General features: G+C 69.5%; 14 protein-coding genes and 1 riboswitch. All 14 genes read left to right on the plus strand.

The window, feature by feature from the left end; all coding sequences use genetic code 11:
* The 14 genes from CJ177_RS16105 to CJ177_RS16165 all read left to right on the plus strand — a co-directional run bounded on the left by CJ177_RS16105 (position 1) and on the right by CJ177_RS16165 (position 15,012).
* Positions 1–543, plus strand: a complete 543-nt coding sequence (locus CJ177_RS16105) for a GNAT family N-acetyltransferase (RefSeq protein ID WP_005251659.1) — start codon at positions 1–3, stop codon at positions 541–543.
* Positions 540–1,601, plus strand: coding sequence for an LLM class flavin-dependent oxidoreductase (locus tag CJ177_RS16110; protein WP_061701378.1), 1,062 nt, complete (start codon positions 540–542; stop codon positions 1,599–1,601). The genes CJ177_RS16105 and CJ177_RS16110 overlap by 4 nt, the downstream gene beginning before the upstream one ends.
* Positions 1,598–2,677 carry an LLM class flavin-dependent oxidoreductase gene (locus tag CJ177_RS16115; RefSeq protein ID WP_095868109.1) on the plus strand — a complete coding sequence of 360 codons (1,080 nt, stop codon included), beginning with the start codon at positions 1,598–1,600 and terminating at the stop codon, positions 2,675–2,677. The genes CJ177_RS16110 and CJ177_RS16115 overlap by 4 nt, the downstream gene beginning before the upstream one ends.
* Positions 2,674–4,068 carry an NtaA/DmoA family FMN-dependent monooxygenase gene (locus CJ177_RS16120; protein ID WP_095868110.1) on the plus strand — a complete coding sequence of 465 codons (1,395 nt, stop codon included), beginning with the start codon at positions 2,674–2,676 and terminating at the stop codon, positions 4,066–4,068. Before CJ177_RS16115 ends, CJ177_RS16120 begins: the two co-directional genes overlap by 4 nt.
* A 47-nt stretch (positions 4,069–4,115) precedes the next feature.
* A riboswitch (SAM riboswitch) is annotated at positions 4,116–4,209 on the plus strand.
* 4 nt (positions 4,210–4,213) lie between these two features.
* Positions 4,214–4,297, plus strand: coding sequence for a putative leader peptide (locus CJ177_RS49400; protein ID WP_310794466.1), 84 nt, complete (start codon positions 4,214–4,216; stop codon positions 4,295–4,297).
* A gap of 153 nt (positions 4,298–4,450) precedes the next feature.
* Entirely contained in the window at positions 4,451–6,085 is a 1,635-nt protein-coding gene (locus CJ177_RS16125) for an ABC transporter substrate-binding protein (RefSeq protein ID WP_095868246.1), read from the plus strand.
* Positions 6,086–6,088: 3 nt separating this feature from the next.
* Complete coding sequence (locus tag CJ177_RS16130; protein ID WP_095868111.1) at positions 6,089–7,078, plus strand: ABC transporter permease; 990 nt, start codon at positions 6,089–6,091, stop codon at positions 7,076–7,078.
* On the plus strand, positions 7,071–7,991 hold the full coding sequence (locus tag CJ177_RS16135) for an ABC transporter permease (protein WP_025433177.1): 921 nt from the start codon (positions 7,071–7,073) through the stop codon (positions 7,989–7,991). The genes CJ177_RS16130 and CJ177_RS16135 overlap by 8 nt, the downstream gene beginning before the upstream one ends.
* Entirely contained in the window at positions 7,988–9,664 is a 1,677-nt protein-coding gene (locus CJ177_RS16140) for an ABC transporter ATP-binding protein (RefSeq protein WP_005251670.1), read from the plus strand. The genes CJ177_RS16135 and CJ177_RS16140 overlap by 4 nt, the downstream gene beginning before the upstream one ends.
* Positions 9,657–10,793, plus strand: coding sequence for an LLM class flavin-dependent oxidoreductase (locus CJ177_RS16145; protein ID WP_095868112.1), 1,137 nt, complete (start codon positions 9,657–9,659; stop codon positions 10,791–10,793). Before CJ177_RS16140 ends, CJ177_RS16145 begins: the two co-directional genes overlap by 8 nt.
* Before the next feature lie 4 nt (positions 10,794–10,797).
* Positions 10,798–12,162, plus strand: a complete 1,365-nt coding sequence (locus CJ177_RS16150) for an NtaA/DmoA family FMN-dependent monooxygenase (RefSeq protein WP_095868113.1) — start codon at positions 10,798–10,800, stop codon at positions 12,160–12,162.
* A complete protein-coding gene (locus tag CJ177_RS16155) occupies positions 12,159–12,956 on the plus strand; it encodes a DUF1684 domain-containing protein (RefSeq protein ID WP_095868114.1) in 798 nt (265 codons plus the stop codon). Before CJ177_RS16150 ends, CJ177_RS16155 begins: the two co-directional genes overlap by 4 nt.
* Before the next feature lie 2 nt (positions 12,957–12,958).
* Positions 12,959–13,873: an LLM class flavin-dependent oxidoreductase gene (locus CJ177_RS16160; RefSeq protein WP_095868115.1), complete on the plus strand. Its 915-nt coding sequence runs from the start codon at positions 12,959–12,961 to the stop codon at positions 13,871–13,873.
* A complete protein-coding gene (locus tag CJ177_RS16165) occupies positions 13,870–15,012 on the plus strand; it encodes an LLM class flavin-dependent oxidoreductase (protein ID WP_095868116.1) in 1,143 nt (380 codons plus the stop codon). The genes CJ177_RS16160 and CJ177_RS16165 overlap by 4 nt, the downstream gene beginning before the upstream one ends.
* Positions 15,013–15,015 lie beyond the last annotated feature (3 nt).

Raw genomic sequence — 15,015 nt, forward strand, 5'->3', positions numbered from 1 at the left:
GTGACCGAGAGGACCGAATCCGTGCAGACCGTGTTCGTCGACCAGGCGGATCCACTGGCCGCGCCGCTGCTCGAAGAACTGGCGATCGAGTACAGCACTCGGTACGGGCGCACCCGCGACGAGATCTACGACGATCTCAGCACGTATCCGGCGGAGGAGTTCGCCGCACCGGGTGGCGCGTTGCTCGTCGTGGTCGAGGAGGGGGCGTCCGTGGCGGGCGGGGCCTTCCGCCGCTACGACGACACGACTGCCGAACTCAAACGGATCTGGACCTCGTCGGCGCACCGCCGCCGCGGCCTCGGACGAATCGTGCTGCGGGAGCTCGAGGCCGAGATCGTCCGGGCCGGTTTTTCCCGCATCTTCCTCACCACGGGGCCGCGGCAGCCCGAGGCGGTGGCCCTGTATCTGGCCGCGGGGTACACGGCACTGTTCGACCGCACCCTCCCACCGCAGGACGTCGGAATCCACGGATTCGAGAAGATCCTGCACACCGCTACCACTCTGCCTTCCGCCTGTGCCGCAAAGGAGTACGAGTCCGTATGAAGTTTCTGCTGATGAGCCTGATCACTCACCAACCGGATCCGGTGACCGGGGAGAAGATCGGCACTGCGGCGAGGCTGCAGGAGGTCGTGGAGTCCGCCGTCCTCGCCGAGCAACTGGGGTACGACGGGTTCGCGGTGGGCGAGCGCCACGAACATCCCTTCCTGTCCTCGTCCCCACCCGTGGTGCTCAGCGCCATCGCGGCGCGCACCAGCACGCTGCAGTTGTGGACGGCGGTCACCACGCTGAGCCTGCTCGACCCGGTCCGTGCGTTCGAGGACTACTCGACGCTGGACAACCTGTCGGGCGGCCGGCTGCAGCTCATCATCGGCAAGGGCAACGGCACCGCGCAGGCGGAGTTGTTCCACGTCACCTCGGACGATCAGTGGGACCGCAACCGCGAGGGCTACGAACTGTTCCGGCAGTTGTGGCAGAGCGAGGACGTCACCTGGGAAGGCACGTTCCGGCCGTCTCTCGAGCACGCTGTCGCACTGCCGCGCCCGCTGCAGCGGCGGATCCGGATCTGGCACGGCAGCGCGACGAGCAAGGAATCGGTGGATCTCGCGGCCCGCTACGGTGATCCGATCTTCTCCGCGAACGTCACGTACCCCATCGACTCGTACGCCGAACTCGTCCGCCACTACCGCGAACGGTGGGCCCACTACGGTCACGATCCCGCCGACGCCCTCGTCGGCGCCGGAACTGCCGGGTTCTACGTGACGCCGAACTCACAGGATGCGCTCGACGTGTGGCGGCCGATTCACGCCGCCCGCCTCGACTTCGCCCGCAGGGCAGGACTTCCGGTGGTGTTCGAAACCGTCGAGGACTTCGTCGAACGCAGCTCCGCACTGATCGGCAGCCCGCAGCAGGTGATCGACAAGGTGCAGCGCTACCACGAGCAGTTCGGGCACGAGGTGATCCACCTGAGCGCCGACCGCGTCGGCAGCGACAAGCAGCACCGCGAAAGCCTGGAGCTGTTCCAGGCCGAGGTGGCACCCGCGCTGCGCGAGACCATTCCGAGCCGCCCCCTCACGGCCGGCACCGAGGAGGAAAACGCATGAGCCTGGTTCTGGGCATCGAACTCGACGGCGAGGGTGCGCATCCCGAAGCCTGGCGACGAGCCGCGCACACACCGGACCGGTTGCTGACCGGGCGAACGGTGGCGGACCGGGTCGCGGCAGCGGAGAACGCCGGTTTCACGTTCGCCTCCTTCGACGATTCGCTCCTGCCGCCCGGCGCGGACGGGGGACCCGTGGGCCGGATCGACGCGGTGAACCGCGCAGCGTTCGTCGCCGCGACCACCAGCACGATCGGTCTCGTACCGGTCGTCGGCACCACATACGCCGAGCCGTTCCACACGTCCTCCCAGCTCGCGACGCTCGACTACGCGTCGCGCGGTCGCGGCGGCTGGATCGCAGCACGCGACACCGACCCGCGGGTCGCGAGCGCCCTCGGCCGGGCCGAGGTCACCGCACCCGCCGACCTTGCGCGGGAGGAACGGGACGCGATCACCGTGGTCCGGGACCTGTGGGATTCGTGGGAGGACGACGCGGTGATCCGCGACCACACCACCGGGCGTTTCGTCGACCGCGACCGATTGCACTACATCGACTTCCAGGGCGAGACCTACTCGGTGAAGGGTCCGGCCATCGTGCCACGACCGCCGCAGGGGCAACTGGTGGTGTTCGGCCCCGAGGGGAACACCGATCCCTCCCTGGTCGACGTGGTGCTGGTGTCCGGACCGACACTCGAGGACACCACCGCGGCCGCCGGGCGCGCGAAGGCAGGCGGCACACCGCTGGTGTTCGCCGAACTGGATGTGGCACTCGGCTCGTCCCCGCCCGCCCCGCCGAGCGGACGGCTGTCGTTCGCCGGCGATGCCACCGGGCTGCTGGAACTGCTGCGCGCACTGGATGCGCACGTCGACGGTGTGCGCCTGCATCCCGCCGTCGTCGACGAGGATCTTCCGGTGCTCGCGCGGTCCGTGGTCCCGGCACTCCTGCGCGCCCGCATCGCCCACCGCCCCGTCCCCGGTTCGACCCTGCGCAGCACGCTGGGCCTCGACCGTCCCGTCACCCGATTCCAGGCCGAGCGCCTCGAAGACTCTTCTCTCGCTGAAAGGTTGTGGAGAACATGACCGACTACTCGTACGCCAGGCCCGGCGCCCAGGTGCACTTCGGTGTCTTCTTCCAGGGCGTCAATCACACGACGATCTGGTCGGATCCGTCGAGCGGATCGCAGATCGACTTCGAAACGTTCCGGCGGGTGGCACTGACCGCCGAGAGGGGCCTGTTCGACGCCTTCTTCCTCGGTGAGGGCCTGCGTCTGCGGGAACAGGAAGGCAAGATCCTCGATCTCGACATCGTGGGCAGGCCGGACGCGATCACCCAGCTCGCGGCGCTGGCCGGCATCACCCGGCACATCGGGTTGGTGGCCACCCAGAACACCACCTACAACGAGCCGGCCGACCTCGCCCGGCGGCTGTCCGGGCTGGACCTGCTGTCCGGTGGCCGTGCCGGTTGGAACGCCGTCACCACGGACAACGCCTGGACCGGGGAGAACTTCCGGCGCGGCGGCTTCCTCGATCACGCGGACAGATACGAGCGGGCCGGGCAGTTCCTCGACACCGCCCGGACGATCTGGGATGCGTGGGCCGACGGCGCGGTCGCGACGAGTACCGACGCGCCGTCGTGGTCGACGCCGGACGGTGTGCCGGAGGTGTCCCGGCGCACGTCGCAGTTCGACGTCAGGATCACCCCCACGCTGCCGCGCAGCGCGCAGGGGCATCCCGTCATCTTCCAGGCCGGCGACTCACCGGCGGGCCGGGACTTCGCGGCCGCGCACACCGACGTGATCTTCTCCCGGCACGGAACGCATTTCGACGAGGCGCTCGCGTTCGCCGACGACATCCGGGCCAGACTGCGCCGTGCCGGGCGCCCCGAGGACGACGTCAAGATTCTGCCGGGCACGCAGATCGTGCTCGCGGAGAACGACTCCGAGGTCGAGGAGAAGGTCCGTTGGGTCCTCGAAGGCCAGTACACCGGGCAGACGGCATTGTCTCTGGTGGGTCAGGTGTGGGGCCGTGATCTGTCCGATCGCGACCCGGACGGGCCACTGCCCGAATTCGATCCGGTGCCCGCGCCGATCTCCGTCACCCGCGGGGCGGCGCGCGACGGGAAGGATCCGCTCGCGATCGCGCGGGAATGGCGGGCACTGGCGGAGGCGCAGAACCTCTCGCTGCGGCAGGTCGCGATCGCGACCACCCAGCGGTCCGGTTTCGCCGGCACCCCCGGTCAGGTCGCCGACGAACTCACCCGGTGGGTTCGCAGCGGAGCGACGGACGGGTTCAACATCTCGCCGTACCTGGTGCCCACCGGACTCGACGAGATCGTCGGCCTGCTGGTGCCCGAACTGCAGGAGCGAGGCTCGTACCGAACGGAATACGAAGGCTCCACTCTGCGAGAACATCTCGGTCTCCGGCCCGCTCTGTCGCGACGGGAACTCCCGACCCGGCAGGCCGTGGGGTGACGGGGGCCCGTGTGGCGGGGCGACCGGCGATCTCTTACACTCGGTGACGACCATCCAGAGCGACCGAGAGACCTGGCTCGTTGACGTCGCAGCAACCCCCCGCCCTGCGGGTGCGGGTGCTACCGCCGGGATCGATGGAGGAACGATGTTGACCGAAGGTTTCGTGAGCGCCTGGGGGCGTCTCCACGTCGATCTCTGCCGGCTGTCCACCTCGATCTGTCACAGCTGACCTGATACCCCGATCCGTCGGGGTTCCGGCTCTTCACACCGCATCCGCGTCGGATCCGGTGTCCCTCACCTTCCTGTGCGCGTGAGCGCTGCCGAATCGTCTCGGCAGCGCGCACGGCACTTCTTCGAGATCACGGAGTTCTCGGTGCCATCAGTGCATTTGTCCTCGCCCCACCGCGGTGCCCGCATCGCAGCAGGTATCGGCGCCGCCGCCGTGCTGGCCACGGCGCTCACCGCCTGCGGTGGCGGTTCCAGCAGTTCCTCCGCGGATGCGGGCCCCGCACAGCCGGGCGGCACACTCCGCTACGGCCTCTCCCAGGCACCCACGTGCGCCGACCCGGCGCAGTCGGGCACGAACCAGACGATCTACGTGGCTCGTCAGGTGGTGGACTCGCTCACCGACCAGGACCCGGCAACGGGTGAACTGAAGCCGTGGCTCGCCGAGAGTTGGGAAACCGACGCCGACGCGTCCTCCTTCACGTTCCACCTGAAGGACGGTGTGACGTTCAGTGACGGAACACCTTTCACCGCGGATTCGGTGAAGAAGAATCTCGACGCCATCGTGAACACCCTCTCCGGCGCCAAGGCCCCGCTCGGTGCCAGCTACCTCGCCGGTTACACCGGTACCACCGTGATCGACCCGCTGACCGCGCAGGTCGACTTCGCCGCACCCAACGCGCAGTTCCTGCAGGCGTCGTCGACCCCGCAGCTGGGCATCCTGTCCGATGCGTCCGTCGCGAGGTCCGCCGAAGAGCGGTGCACCGGCAACATCTCGGGCACCGGGCCGTTCACGTACGGCGACTACCAGCAGGACAAGTCGGTGACCCTCGCCAAGCGCGCCGGATACAACTGGGGTTCGGACGTGTTCGGCCACGACGGCGAGGCCTATCTCGACACCATCGAGTTCAGTGTCGTGCCCGAATCCGGGGTCCGCACGGGCAGCCTGTCCTCAGGACAGCTGGACGCGATCAGCGACGCGTTGCCGCAGGACGCCCCGCAGATCGAAGGCGCGGGCGGGCAGGTGCTCACCACGTCGAACCCCGGGACGCCGTTCGGTTTCCAGCCCAACGTGACTCGCGGGCCGCTCGTCGATCCGGTCGTGCGCAGCGCGCTGGTCCCGGCGATCAACCGGCAGGAACTGGTCGACACCGTGCTCGGGCCCAACTTCAAGCCCGCCACGAGCACGCTGGCCAGCCGCACCCCCGGCTACGTGTCGCTGCCGGACGTGACGTACGACCCGGAGAAGGCGAAGTCGATTCTGGATCAGGCGGGCTGGGTTCCCGGTGCCGACGGCATCCGGGAGAAGGGCGGTCAGAAGCTGAGCTTCCCCGTTCTGTTCAGCTCGGTGTTCGCCGGTAACCAGGCCATTCTCGAACTGGTGCAGCAGCAGCTCAAAGAGGTGGGAGTGGATCTGCAGCTGAATCTCGTGTCCACTCCTGAGGCCACCGCCCGCCAGAATGCCAAGGACTTCGACGCCACCTACTACAACAGCACCCGCGCCGACGGTGACATCCTCCGCACCCAGTTCGGCCTCGAAGGCCGCAACCTGAACAACCGCGGACCGATTCCCGCGCTCGACGACGTGCTCGCGAAGCAGCTCGCCACCACCGACACCACCGAGCGGAGTTCGCTCGTCGCCGACGCCCAGCAGCAGGTGCTCGACAACGGCCTGTGGATTCCCACGGTGGAGTTGTCGCAGGCGATCGGCGCCGGCCCGAACGTGCAGGACCTGAAGTTCGAGGCCTCGGCCCGGCTCCAGTTCTTCGACACCTGGATCAGCGGACGCTGAGCCATGATTCGCTACCTCGGACTACGTGTGCTGCAGGCGATCGCCGTCCTGTGGGCGACGTTCACCGTGTCGTTCGCCGTGCTGTTCCTGCTGCCGTCCGACCCGGTGAGCATCGCCGTCGACTCGGCGACCACCGGAACGACGGTCGACGCGGCTGCCGTCGCGGAGTTGCAGGCCCGGTACGGCCTCGACCAGCCGGTGTGGGTGCAGTACTGGAACTCCCTGAGCCACGCCGTCCGCGGTGACTTCGGGTACTCGATCGCCACCGGGCAATCGGTGACCGAGGCCATCGGGAACGCGGTGCCCAGCACGCTCGCGCTGGCGTCCGCGGCGCTGGTTCTCGCGGTCGTGTTCGGGGCAGCGGTCGCGTTCCTCGCCACCTACACGAGGGTCCATTGGGTGCGGAATCTGCTGTTCTCACTTCCTCCGCTCGTTGTCGCGGTGCCGACATTCTGGGTGGGACTGATTCTGCTGCAGCTGTTCTCGTTCCGGTTGAAGGCTTTCCCGGCGTTCGGTGACCAGGGGATCGCGACGCTGGTGCTCCCCGCGGTGACGCTCGCGCTGCCGACCGGCGCCGTGATCGCGCAGGTGCTCGCGGCGAGTCTGCAGACCACGTGGCGGCAGCCGTTCATCGAAGCCGCGCGGGCGAAGGGCGCGTCCCGTTGGCAGATCCAGACCCGGCACGCGCTGCGCCTGTCGAGCATTCCCGCATTCACCATCGCCGGTGTGCTCGTGGGTAATCTGCTGGCCGGATCGGTCGTCGTCGAGACGGTGTTCTCGCGCGCCGGAGTGGGGCGGCTCACCCAGACTTCCGTGATGGCGCAGGACATTCCGGTGGTCCAGGGAATCGTGGTGCTGAGCTCCGTCGTCTATGTACTCGTCAATCTCGCCGTCGATCTGCTCTACCCGCTGATCGATCCGAGGATCGTCGAGGGTAGACGCAGTTCCGGCGCCGGCACCACCGCGGGTGTGGAGGAGAAGGTTCATGTCTGACATCCTCACCAGGGAACTGATCGACGAGGCCGAGGGTTTCGGCACTCCACCGATCGACCCGCCTCCCGTGATCGTGTCCGAGTCGGGCAGCCGCGGACGCCGCGTGGTGACGTGGTTGCGTCGCAATCTCGCGCTCGTGGCCTCGGCCGCCGTGCTCCTTGTCGCGGTCGGATTCGCGGTGGCGCCGTCGGTGTTCGCGAGCGGCGACCCGCTGGTCGGGGTGCCCGCCCAGAAACTGCAGGCGCCGAGTGCCGCGCATTGGTTCGGCACCGACAACATCGGCCGCGACGTGTATACCCGCGTGGTCCACGGCGCCGGACTGTCGCTGACCGCAACGCTGTTGGCCGTGGGCATCGCACTGGTCGTCGGTTCGCTGATCGGCCTGCTGTCCGGTGCCGTCGGAGGTGCGCTGGACGCCGTCCTGATGCGGGTAGTCGACGTCCTCCTGTCGATCCCCGCCCTGCTGCTCTCGCTCGCACTGGTGACCGCGCTGGGGTTCGGCACCGTCAACGTGGCCATCGCGGTGGGCGTGTCGCTGATCGCGAACTTCGCCCGCGTGATGCGTTCGGAGGTGCTGCGAGTACGCCGGTCGCTGTACGTCGAGGCGGCGTTCGCGTCGGGTGTCCGCTGGCACACGGTGCTGCGCCGCCACGTGCTGCGGAACTCGTACGCGCCCGTCGTGGCACTCGCCGCCGTCGAGTTCGGGATGGCGGTCCTCGCGGTGTCGTCGCTGAGCTTCCTCGGGTTCGGTGCGGTGCCGCCCACCCCGGAATGGGGCTCGCTGATCTCCGAGGGCCGGAACTACCTCGCCACCGCATGGTGGATGACAACCCTGCCCGGACTGGTGATCGTGGCCGTCGTGCTGTCGGCGCACCGACTCGGGCATGCACTCGAACAGAGGGAAGTGCGATGAGTTCGACTACTACTGCGGCAGGCACCACGGCGCCGCTCCTCCAGGTCTCCGGACTGCGGGTGGCGTACGGGAGCGTGAGCGATCCCGTCGTGGCCGTGAAGGGCGTCGACCTCACGGTCTCGCGCGGCGAAGTGGTGGCCGTGGTCGGCGAGTCCGGCTCCGGAAAATCCACCACCGCGCACGCCATCCTCGGACTGCTCAGCGGATCCGGGCGTGCCGTCGCCGGCACCGTCACATTCGACGGTGAGCGTCTCGACACCAAGTCGGAGCGCGCACTCGGGCGGGTCCGCGGCGCCCGGATCGGCCTGGTTCCCCAGGACCCGACGACATCGCTCAACCCCGTCCTGCGGGTCGGCGCCCAGGTGGCGGAGGTGCTCCGGATCCACGGTCTCGCCGACCGGCGGACAGCAGGCATCGAGGCGGTGCGCATTCTCGCCGAGGCCGGGATCGACCGGCCCGAGGCGCGGGCGAGGCAGTACCCGCAGGACCTCTCGGGCGGGCAACGGCAGCGCGTCCTGATCGGGATCGCCTTGGCGTGCAGCCCCGAACTCGTGATCGCGGACGAGCCGACCAGCGCGCTCGACGTCACGGTGCAGCGCCGGATTCTCGATCACCTCGACGCGCGGATCGCCGAGTCCGGTACCGCGGTCCTGCTGATCACGCACGATCTGGGTGTCGCCGCCGACCGTGCCGACCGGATCGTGGTGATGAGCCAGGGTGAGGTGGTGGAAGCCGGTCCCACCCGCGAGATCCTCGAGAATCCACAGCACGAGTACACCCGCACCCTGCTGGCCGCGGCGCCGAGTCTCTCGGTGGGACGGGGGTCCAGCCGCGCCGCGGCGGCGGGCGGAGCCGAACCCGATGTCCTGTTGCGCGTCTCCGGGGTGTCCAAGACGTTCCGGATCGATCGGCGCACGGCCATCGACGCCGTCCAGGACGTGTCGTTCGAGGTTCCGCGCGGGCGCACGCTGTCGCTGGTGGGGGAGTCCGGGTCCGGCAAGTCCACGGTGGCCCGGATCGCGATCCGGTTGGAATCTCCCTCCGCGGGCCGCGTCGAGTTCGACGGCCGGGACATCACCACCCTGCGCGGCGGCGCGCTGCGCGCCCTGCGCCGCCGAGTGCAGATCGTGTACCAGAACCCGTATGCGTCCCTCGATCCGAAGCTGGCGATCGCGGACATCGTGGCGGAACCGCTCGGTGCGTTCGGTGTCGGGACCAGGGCGGAACGGACGGCCCGAGTCGCCGAACTGCTCGAACAGGTCGCGCTGCCGCGCACCTACCTCGAACGCAGGCCGGCCGAGCTGTCCGGAGGGCAACGGCAGCGGGTCGCCATCGCCCGCGCGCTCGCCCTGCACCCCGAACTCGTCGTGCTCGACGAACCGGTGTCGGCGCTGGACGTCTCGGTGCAGGCACAGATCCTCGGGTTGCTCGAGAGCCTGCAGCGGGAACTCGGGCTCAGCTACCTCTTCATCTCACACGACCTTGCCGTGGTCCGGCAGATCAGCGACACGGTCGCGGTGATGCGGTCCGGCCGCATCGTCGAATCGGGCACCGCGGCAGAAGTATTCGACAATCCCCGCCACGACTACACCCGGCAGTTGCTCGACGCCATCCCGGGACGATCCGTCGTGCGCCCACGTTCTGCACAGCTGGAGGAATCGATTCATGCCTGAGCCACACGACCCGCTCGTCGCCGTCGATCTGTACGGTACGGGGATCCATCCGCAGTCCTGGCGCCGTCCGGACTCGCGCGCCGAGGACCTCTTCACCGCCGGCTACTGGACCGGCCTCCTCGGGCAGGCCGACTCGGCCGGAGTGGACCTCGCCTTCGTCGGCGATACCTTCGCGATCGCCACCACGGGACATGCCGATCAGCGTGGGCAACTGGATGCCGTGGCGATCGCGGCACGGGCCGTCGCGTCCACCGAGCGCATCGGCCTGGTTCCCACGGTGACGGTCACCCACACCGAACCGTTCCACGTGTCCAAGGCGATCGCGAGCCTCGACCACGCGTCGCTCGGCCGCGCCGGGTGGCAGGTGGACGTGTCGGCCGGTCAGGCGCAGGCGAATCTGTTCGGGCGCAAGGATGCACAGGAGGCCGAGAGTCTGTGGGCGGAGGCGGCCGACGCGATCGAGGTCGTCAGTCTGCTGTGGGACAGCTGGGAGGACGACGCCGAGATCCGCGACGTCGCCACCGGCCGTTTCATCGACCGGGACAAGCTGCACTACATCGATTTCGGGGGCACGCACTTCTCCGTGAAGGGTCCCTCGATCACGCCGCGGTCGCCGCAGGGGCAGTCGCTGATCGTGATCGGTGCGCGGGACGAGCACTCCACCCGGGTCGCCGCGGCGCGCGCCGACGTGATCCGCATCGGCGCACCCACCGTGGACGCGGCGCGTGACGTCGCGGACCGGGTGCGACGTGCCGCGGTCGAGGCGGGCCGGGCCCCCGCTTCGCTCCGGATCCTGCTGGACGTCGAGGTGGTGATCGCCGAGACCGCCGACACGGCGGAACGCGACCTCGCCCAGCTCGAGAACTGGTCCGGCGGCCGCTACGAGCCGGCGTCGATTCTCCACCGCGGCGCCGCGCATGGACTGTCCCGGCTGATCACCGACGTGGTGGACACCGGGGGCGTCGACGGTGTCACCCTCCGGCCGCTGGCGCTGACGTCCGGCCTGAACGAGATCACCCAACGCGTCCTGCCGCTGCTGCGGCCGGGCGGCCGAGCGTCCGACAGCGGAGTGCTCCGGGAGCGGCTCGGCTTCACCCGTCCCGTCAATCACTTCGCCGGACAGGACTGACCTCATGAGCGACCAGCGCAAGCAGATTCATCTCGCCGCCCACTTTCCCGGCGTCAACAACACCACCGTGTGGAGCGACCCCGCCTCGAAGAGCCAGATCGACTTCGACTCGTTCGTGCACCTCGCGGAGACCGCCGAACGCGGACTGTTCGACTTCTTCTTCCTCGCCGAGGGCCTGCGCCTGCGTGAGCACCGGGGCCTGATCCACGACCTCGACGTGGTGGGCCGCCCCGACACGGTGACGGTGCTCGGCGCACTCGCCGGAGTCACCACGCATCTGGGCCTGGCGGGGACGATCAACACCACGTTCAACGAACCGTACGAGCTGGCACGGCAATTCGCCTCGCTCGACCATCTGTCCGACGGCCGGGCCGCGTGGAACATGGTGACGTCCTCGGACGCGTTCACGGGGGAGAACTTCCGGCGCGGGGGATACCTCGACAAGGCCGACCGGTACGTCCGTGCAGGCGAACTGATCGAGGGCGCCCGCAAGTTCTGGGACAGCTGGGATCAGGATGCGTTGCAGATCGACCGCGCCCGGGGAGTGTTCGCCGCGGACAACTCGATCCGCGACGTCACCCACTCCGGCTCCCAGTTCGACATCCGGGGACGATTCACGATTCCCCGGAGCCCGCAGGGGCACCCGGTGCTGCTGCAGGCCGGTGACTCCGATCAGGGCCGCGAATTCGGGGCCGCGCAGGCGGACGCGATCTTCACCATCCACGGGTCGCTCGAGGACGGCCAGAAGTTCTACACGGATGTCAAGGGCAGGCTGGCGAAGTACGGGCGCAGTTACGACGATCTCAAGGTCCTGCCCGCGGCGACCTTCGTGCTGGGCGACTCCGCGGCGGACGCCGCCGAGCGCGCCGATCACATCCGGCACCAGCAGGTGGGCCCGCAGACGGCGATCGCGTTTCTCGAACAGGTCTGGGGTCGTGACCTTTCCGCATACGACCCGGACGGTCCGCTACCGGACGTCGAACCGGCCGACGACACGAACATCACCCGCGGCCGGGTCCGGCACGCGAAGGACCCCCGCGAGATCGCCGCCGCGTGGCGGGCGAAGGCCGAAGCCGAGAAGCTCAGCATCCGTGAACTGATCATCGCGGTCACCACCCGCCAGCAATTCGTCGGCACCGCCGCCCAGGTGGCCGAGGAGATCGACCGCTACGTGCAGGCGGACGCGTGCGACGGCTTCATCCTGGTACCGCACCTCACACCGGCCGGGCTCGACGAGTTCGTCGAGAAGGTGGTCCCGGAATTGCAGAACCGCGGCAGCTTCCGCTCCGAGTACTCGGGGACGACCCTGCGCAGCCATCTCGGACTGCGCCATCCGCATCACCAGACAGAAGGAGTTCGGGCATCATGACCGCAGTCACGGCAGGCGCGACATTCGAGCAGGACTGGCAGGACTGGCATTCGGCGCGGGAGGAGTCTTTCCGCGACCCGCTGGGATGGCTGAGTCTCACGGCGTTGCACTGGCTCGTCGAGACCGACACCACGTTCCCCGACCTGCCCGGGAAGTGGCGGGCCGACGCGGACGGGGTGGTGATCACGGCCACCGCCGACGCCGGTCTCGAGGTCGACGGCGACGCGGTCGACGGCACGGCGACCCTCGCACCTCTGGAGGGTGCACCCGGTCTGCTCGTGCGGCACGGGAGCCGCAACATCGAGGTGATCCGGAGGACCGGTGACGTCGCCCTGCGGATCCACGACCCCGAGGCGGGCACCCTCGCCGCGTTCACCGGCATCCCGGCGTTCCTGCCCGCGCGGCAGTGGGCCGTGCCGGCAACGTTCACCCCGTTCCCGCAGTCCCGTGTCGTGACGACGGGTGCGGTCGTCGAGGGTCTCGAGCACCACCACACGGCGCTGGGCTCACTCGCATTCGAGTACGACGGCGCCGCACACGAACTCGTCGCGTTCGCAGGCACGAACGGTGGCCTGCACGTCCTGTTCACGGACGCCACCAGCGGGGTCAGCACGTACCCCGCGGCGCGGTCCCTGGCCGTGGACGCCCCCGCCGCCGACGGCCGGGTGGTCCTCGATTTCAACCGGGCGGCCAACTTGCCGTGCGCGTTCACCGACTACGCCACCTGCCCGGTCGCGCCCGCCGAGAACCGGCTGACGCTCGCGGTCGAGGCCGGCGAGAAGAACCCGCGGTAGGCATGGCCGAGAAGCAGGTCGTGCTCGGGGCGGCGGCGCCCGTGGGCCGGGCGGACTTCGCCGTCCTCGCGGATGCCGCCCGTACCGCGGAGCGGGGGAGATTCGACTTCTTCCTCGCCGAAGGCGTCACCGCGGCGAACGCGCTGGCCGGGTTCACCGACACGGTGGGGCTCGCGGCGACGCTGGACACGACCTCCGCCGAACCGTACGACGTGGCCCGCCGGCTGGCCTCACTCGATCACCTGTCCGGCGGCCGTGCGGCATGGAACACCGTGGCGCCCGGCGACGAGCGGGCCGCGGAGTTCGTCGACACCGCCTGCACGCTGTGGGATTCCTGGGCCGAGGGGGTCGTGACCGTCGACCGGGATGCGGGGCGATTCGTCTCGGATCCCACCGCAGGCGCGTTCTATCACCGGGGCAGGCACTTCGACATCGGTGGACGCTTCACCGTCCCGCGGAGCCCGCAAGCGCAACCGGTGGTGATCGTGTCGGGTGACGGCCCGGCGGCCCGGGATCTCGCCGCCCGGCACGGCGACGTGATCATCGCGCCGCTCGGCACGTTCGAGGCCGGTCGCGCGTTCTACGACGACCTCGCGCGCCGCACGGTCGAGGCAGGCAGACCCGCCGGTGCGGTGAAGGTCCTGTCCGCCGCGACGTTCGTGGGTACCGCCGCGTCCGTCGCGGACCGGATCGTCCGGTGGGTCCGCGAGGACGCAGCGGACGGGTTCGTCCTGCCCTCTCACCTCACCTCGGACGAACTCGCCCTGTTCGCCGACACGGTGGTGCCGTTGCTGCAGGACCGCGGCGTTCTGCGCACCGAATACACCACCGCCACGCTGCGGCGGCACCTCGGACTCGGTGCCCCGCGCAGCCATCGCGCTGTCAATCCCCGCTCTCTCCAGAAGGTGCCCTCATGACCACTCCGTTGTCCGTCCTCGACCTGTCGCCCGTCAGCGAGGGCACCACCGCCCGCACCGCGCTGCGGAACACCGTCGACCTCGCCCGGCACGCCGAGGCGTGGGGATACAAGCGGTACTGGGTTGCCGAACACCACTTCGTGGGCGTCGCCAGTTCCTCGCCTGCCGTGCTCGTCGGGATCCTGGCCGCGGCGACCAGCACGCTCCGGGTCGGCGCCGCCGCGGTGCAGTTGGGCCACACCACCGCAGCGGCCGTGGTCGAGGCGTTCGGCACCGTCGACGCGCTGTACCCGGGTCGCCTGGACCTCGGGCTCGGACGGTCGGGTCAGCGGCGGGCCGAGGCGCTGAAAGCGGTTGCGGAACGCAACAACCAGCCGACCCCGCCCCGCCGGGAGACGGAGATCCGCGACGGCGTCGTGATCCCGGCGCCGTTCGATCCGACCGGGCTCCTGCTGTCTCCGCGGCTCGCGGCGGCGCAGTCGGTTCTGCAGCAGCCCGGCGCGCTGTCACCCGCATTCGACCAGCAGGTCGACGACATCCTGGCACTGCTCGGCGGCACGTACCGCACCCCGGACGGGATCGAGCTCCACGCGAGCCCCGGCGAGGGCGCCTACGTCGAAGTGTGGGTGTTCGGCAGCAGCGCGGGACCGAGCGCAGAACTGGCCGGCCGGCTGGGGCTGCCTTTCGGCGCGAACTACCACGTGAGCCCGTCGACAACCATAGAGGCGGTCGAGGCCTACCGCGCCGCGTTCCGCCCGTCGTCGAAGCTGCAGAAACCGTACGTCGTCGTCTCCGCCGACGCGGTCGTGGCGGAGGACGACTCGACCGCGAAGGAACTGGCGTCGACGTTCGCGCACTGGACGCACAGCATCCGCAGTGGGCACGGTGCGATCCCGTATCCGGACCCGGCGCACACGGCACCGCTCGGCGAGACGGAACGCGCGGCGGTCGAGGACCGGCTGATCACCCAGTTCGTGGGGGCACCGGCCACCGTCGCGGACCGACTCGACAGTCTGCGAAGGCTCACCGACGCCGACGAACTGGTGATCACCAGCGTCACCCACGATCACGGCGACCGGTTGCGCTCCTATGAGCTGCTGGCAGCGGAGTGGGGACTGCCGGGCCTGCTGGCCGCCTGAGAG

The sequence above is a fragment of the Rhodococcus sp. ACPA1 genome (assembly GCF_002300195.1).
Lineage (GTDB): Bacteria > Actinomycetota > Actinomycetes > Mycobacteriales > Mycobacteriaceae > Rhodococcus_F > Rhodococcus_F opacus.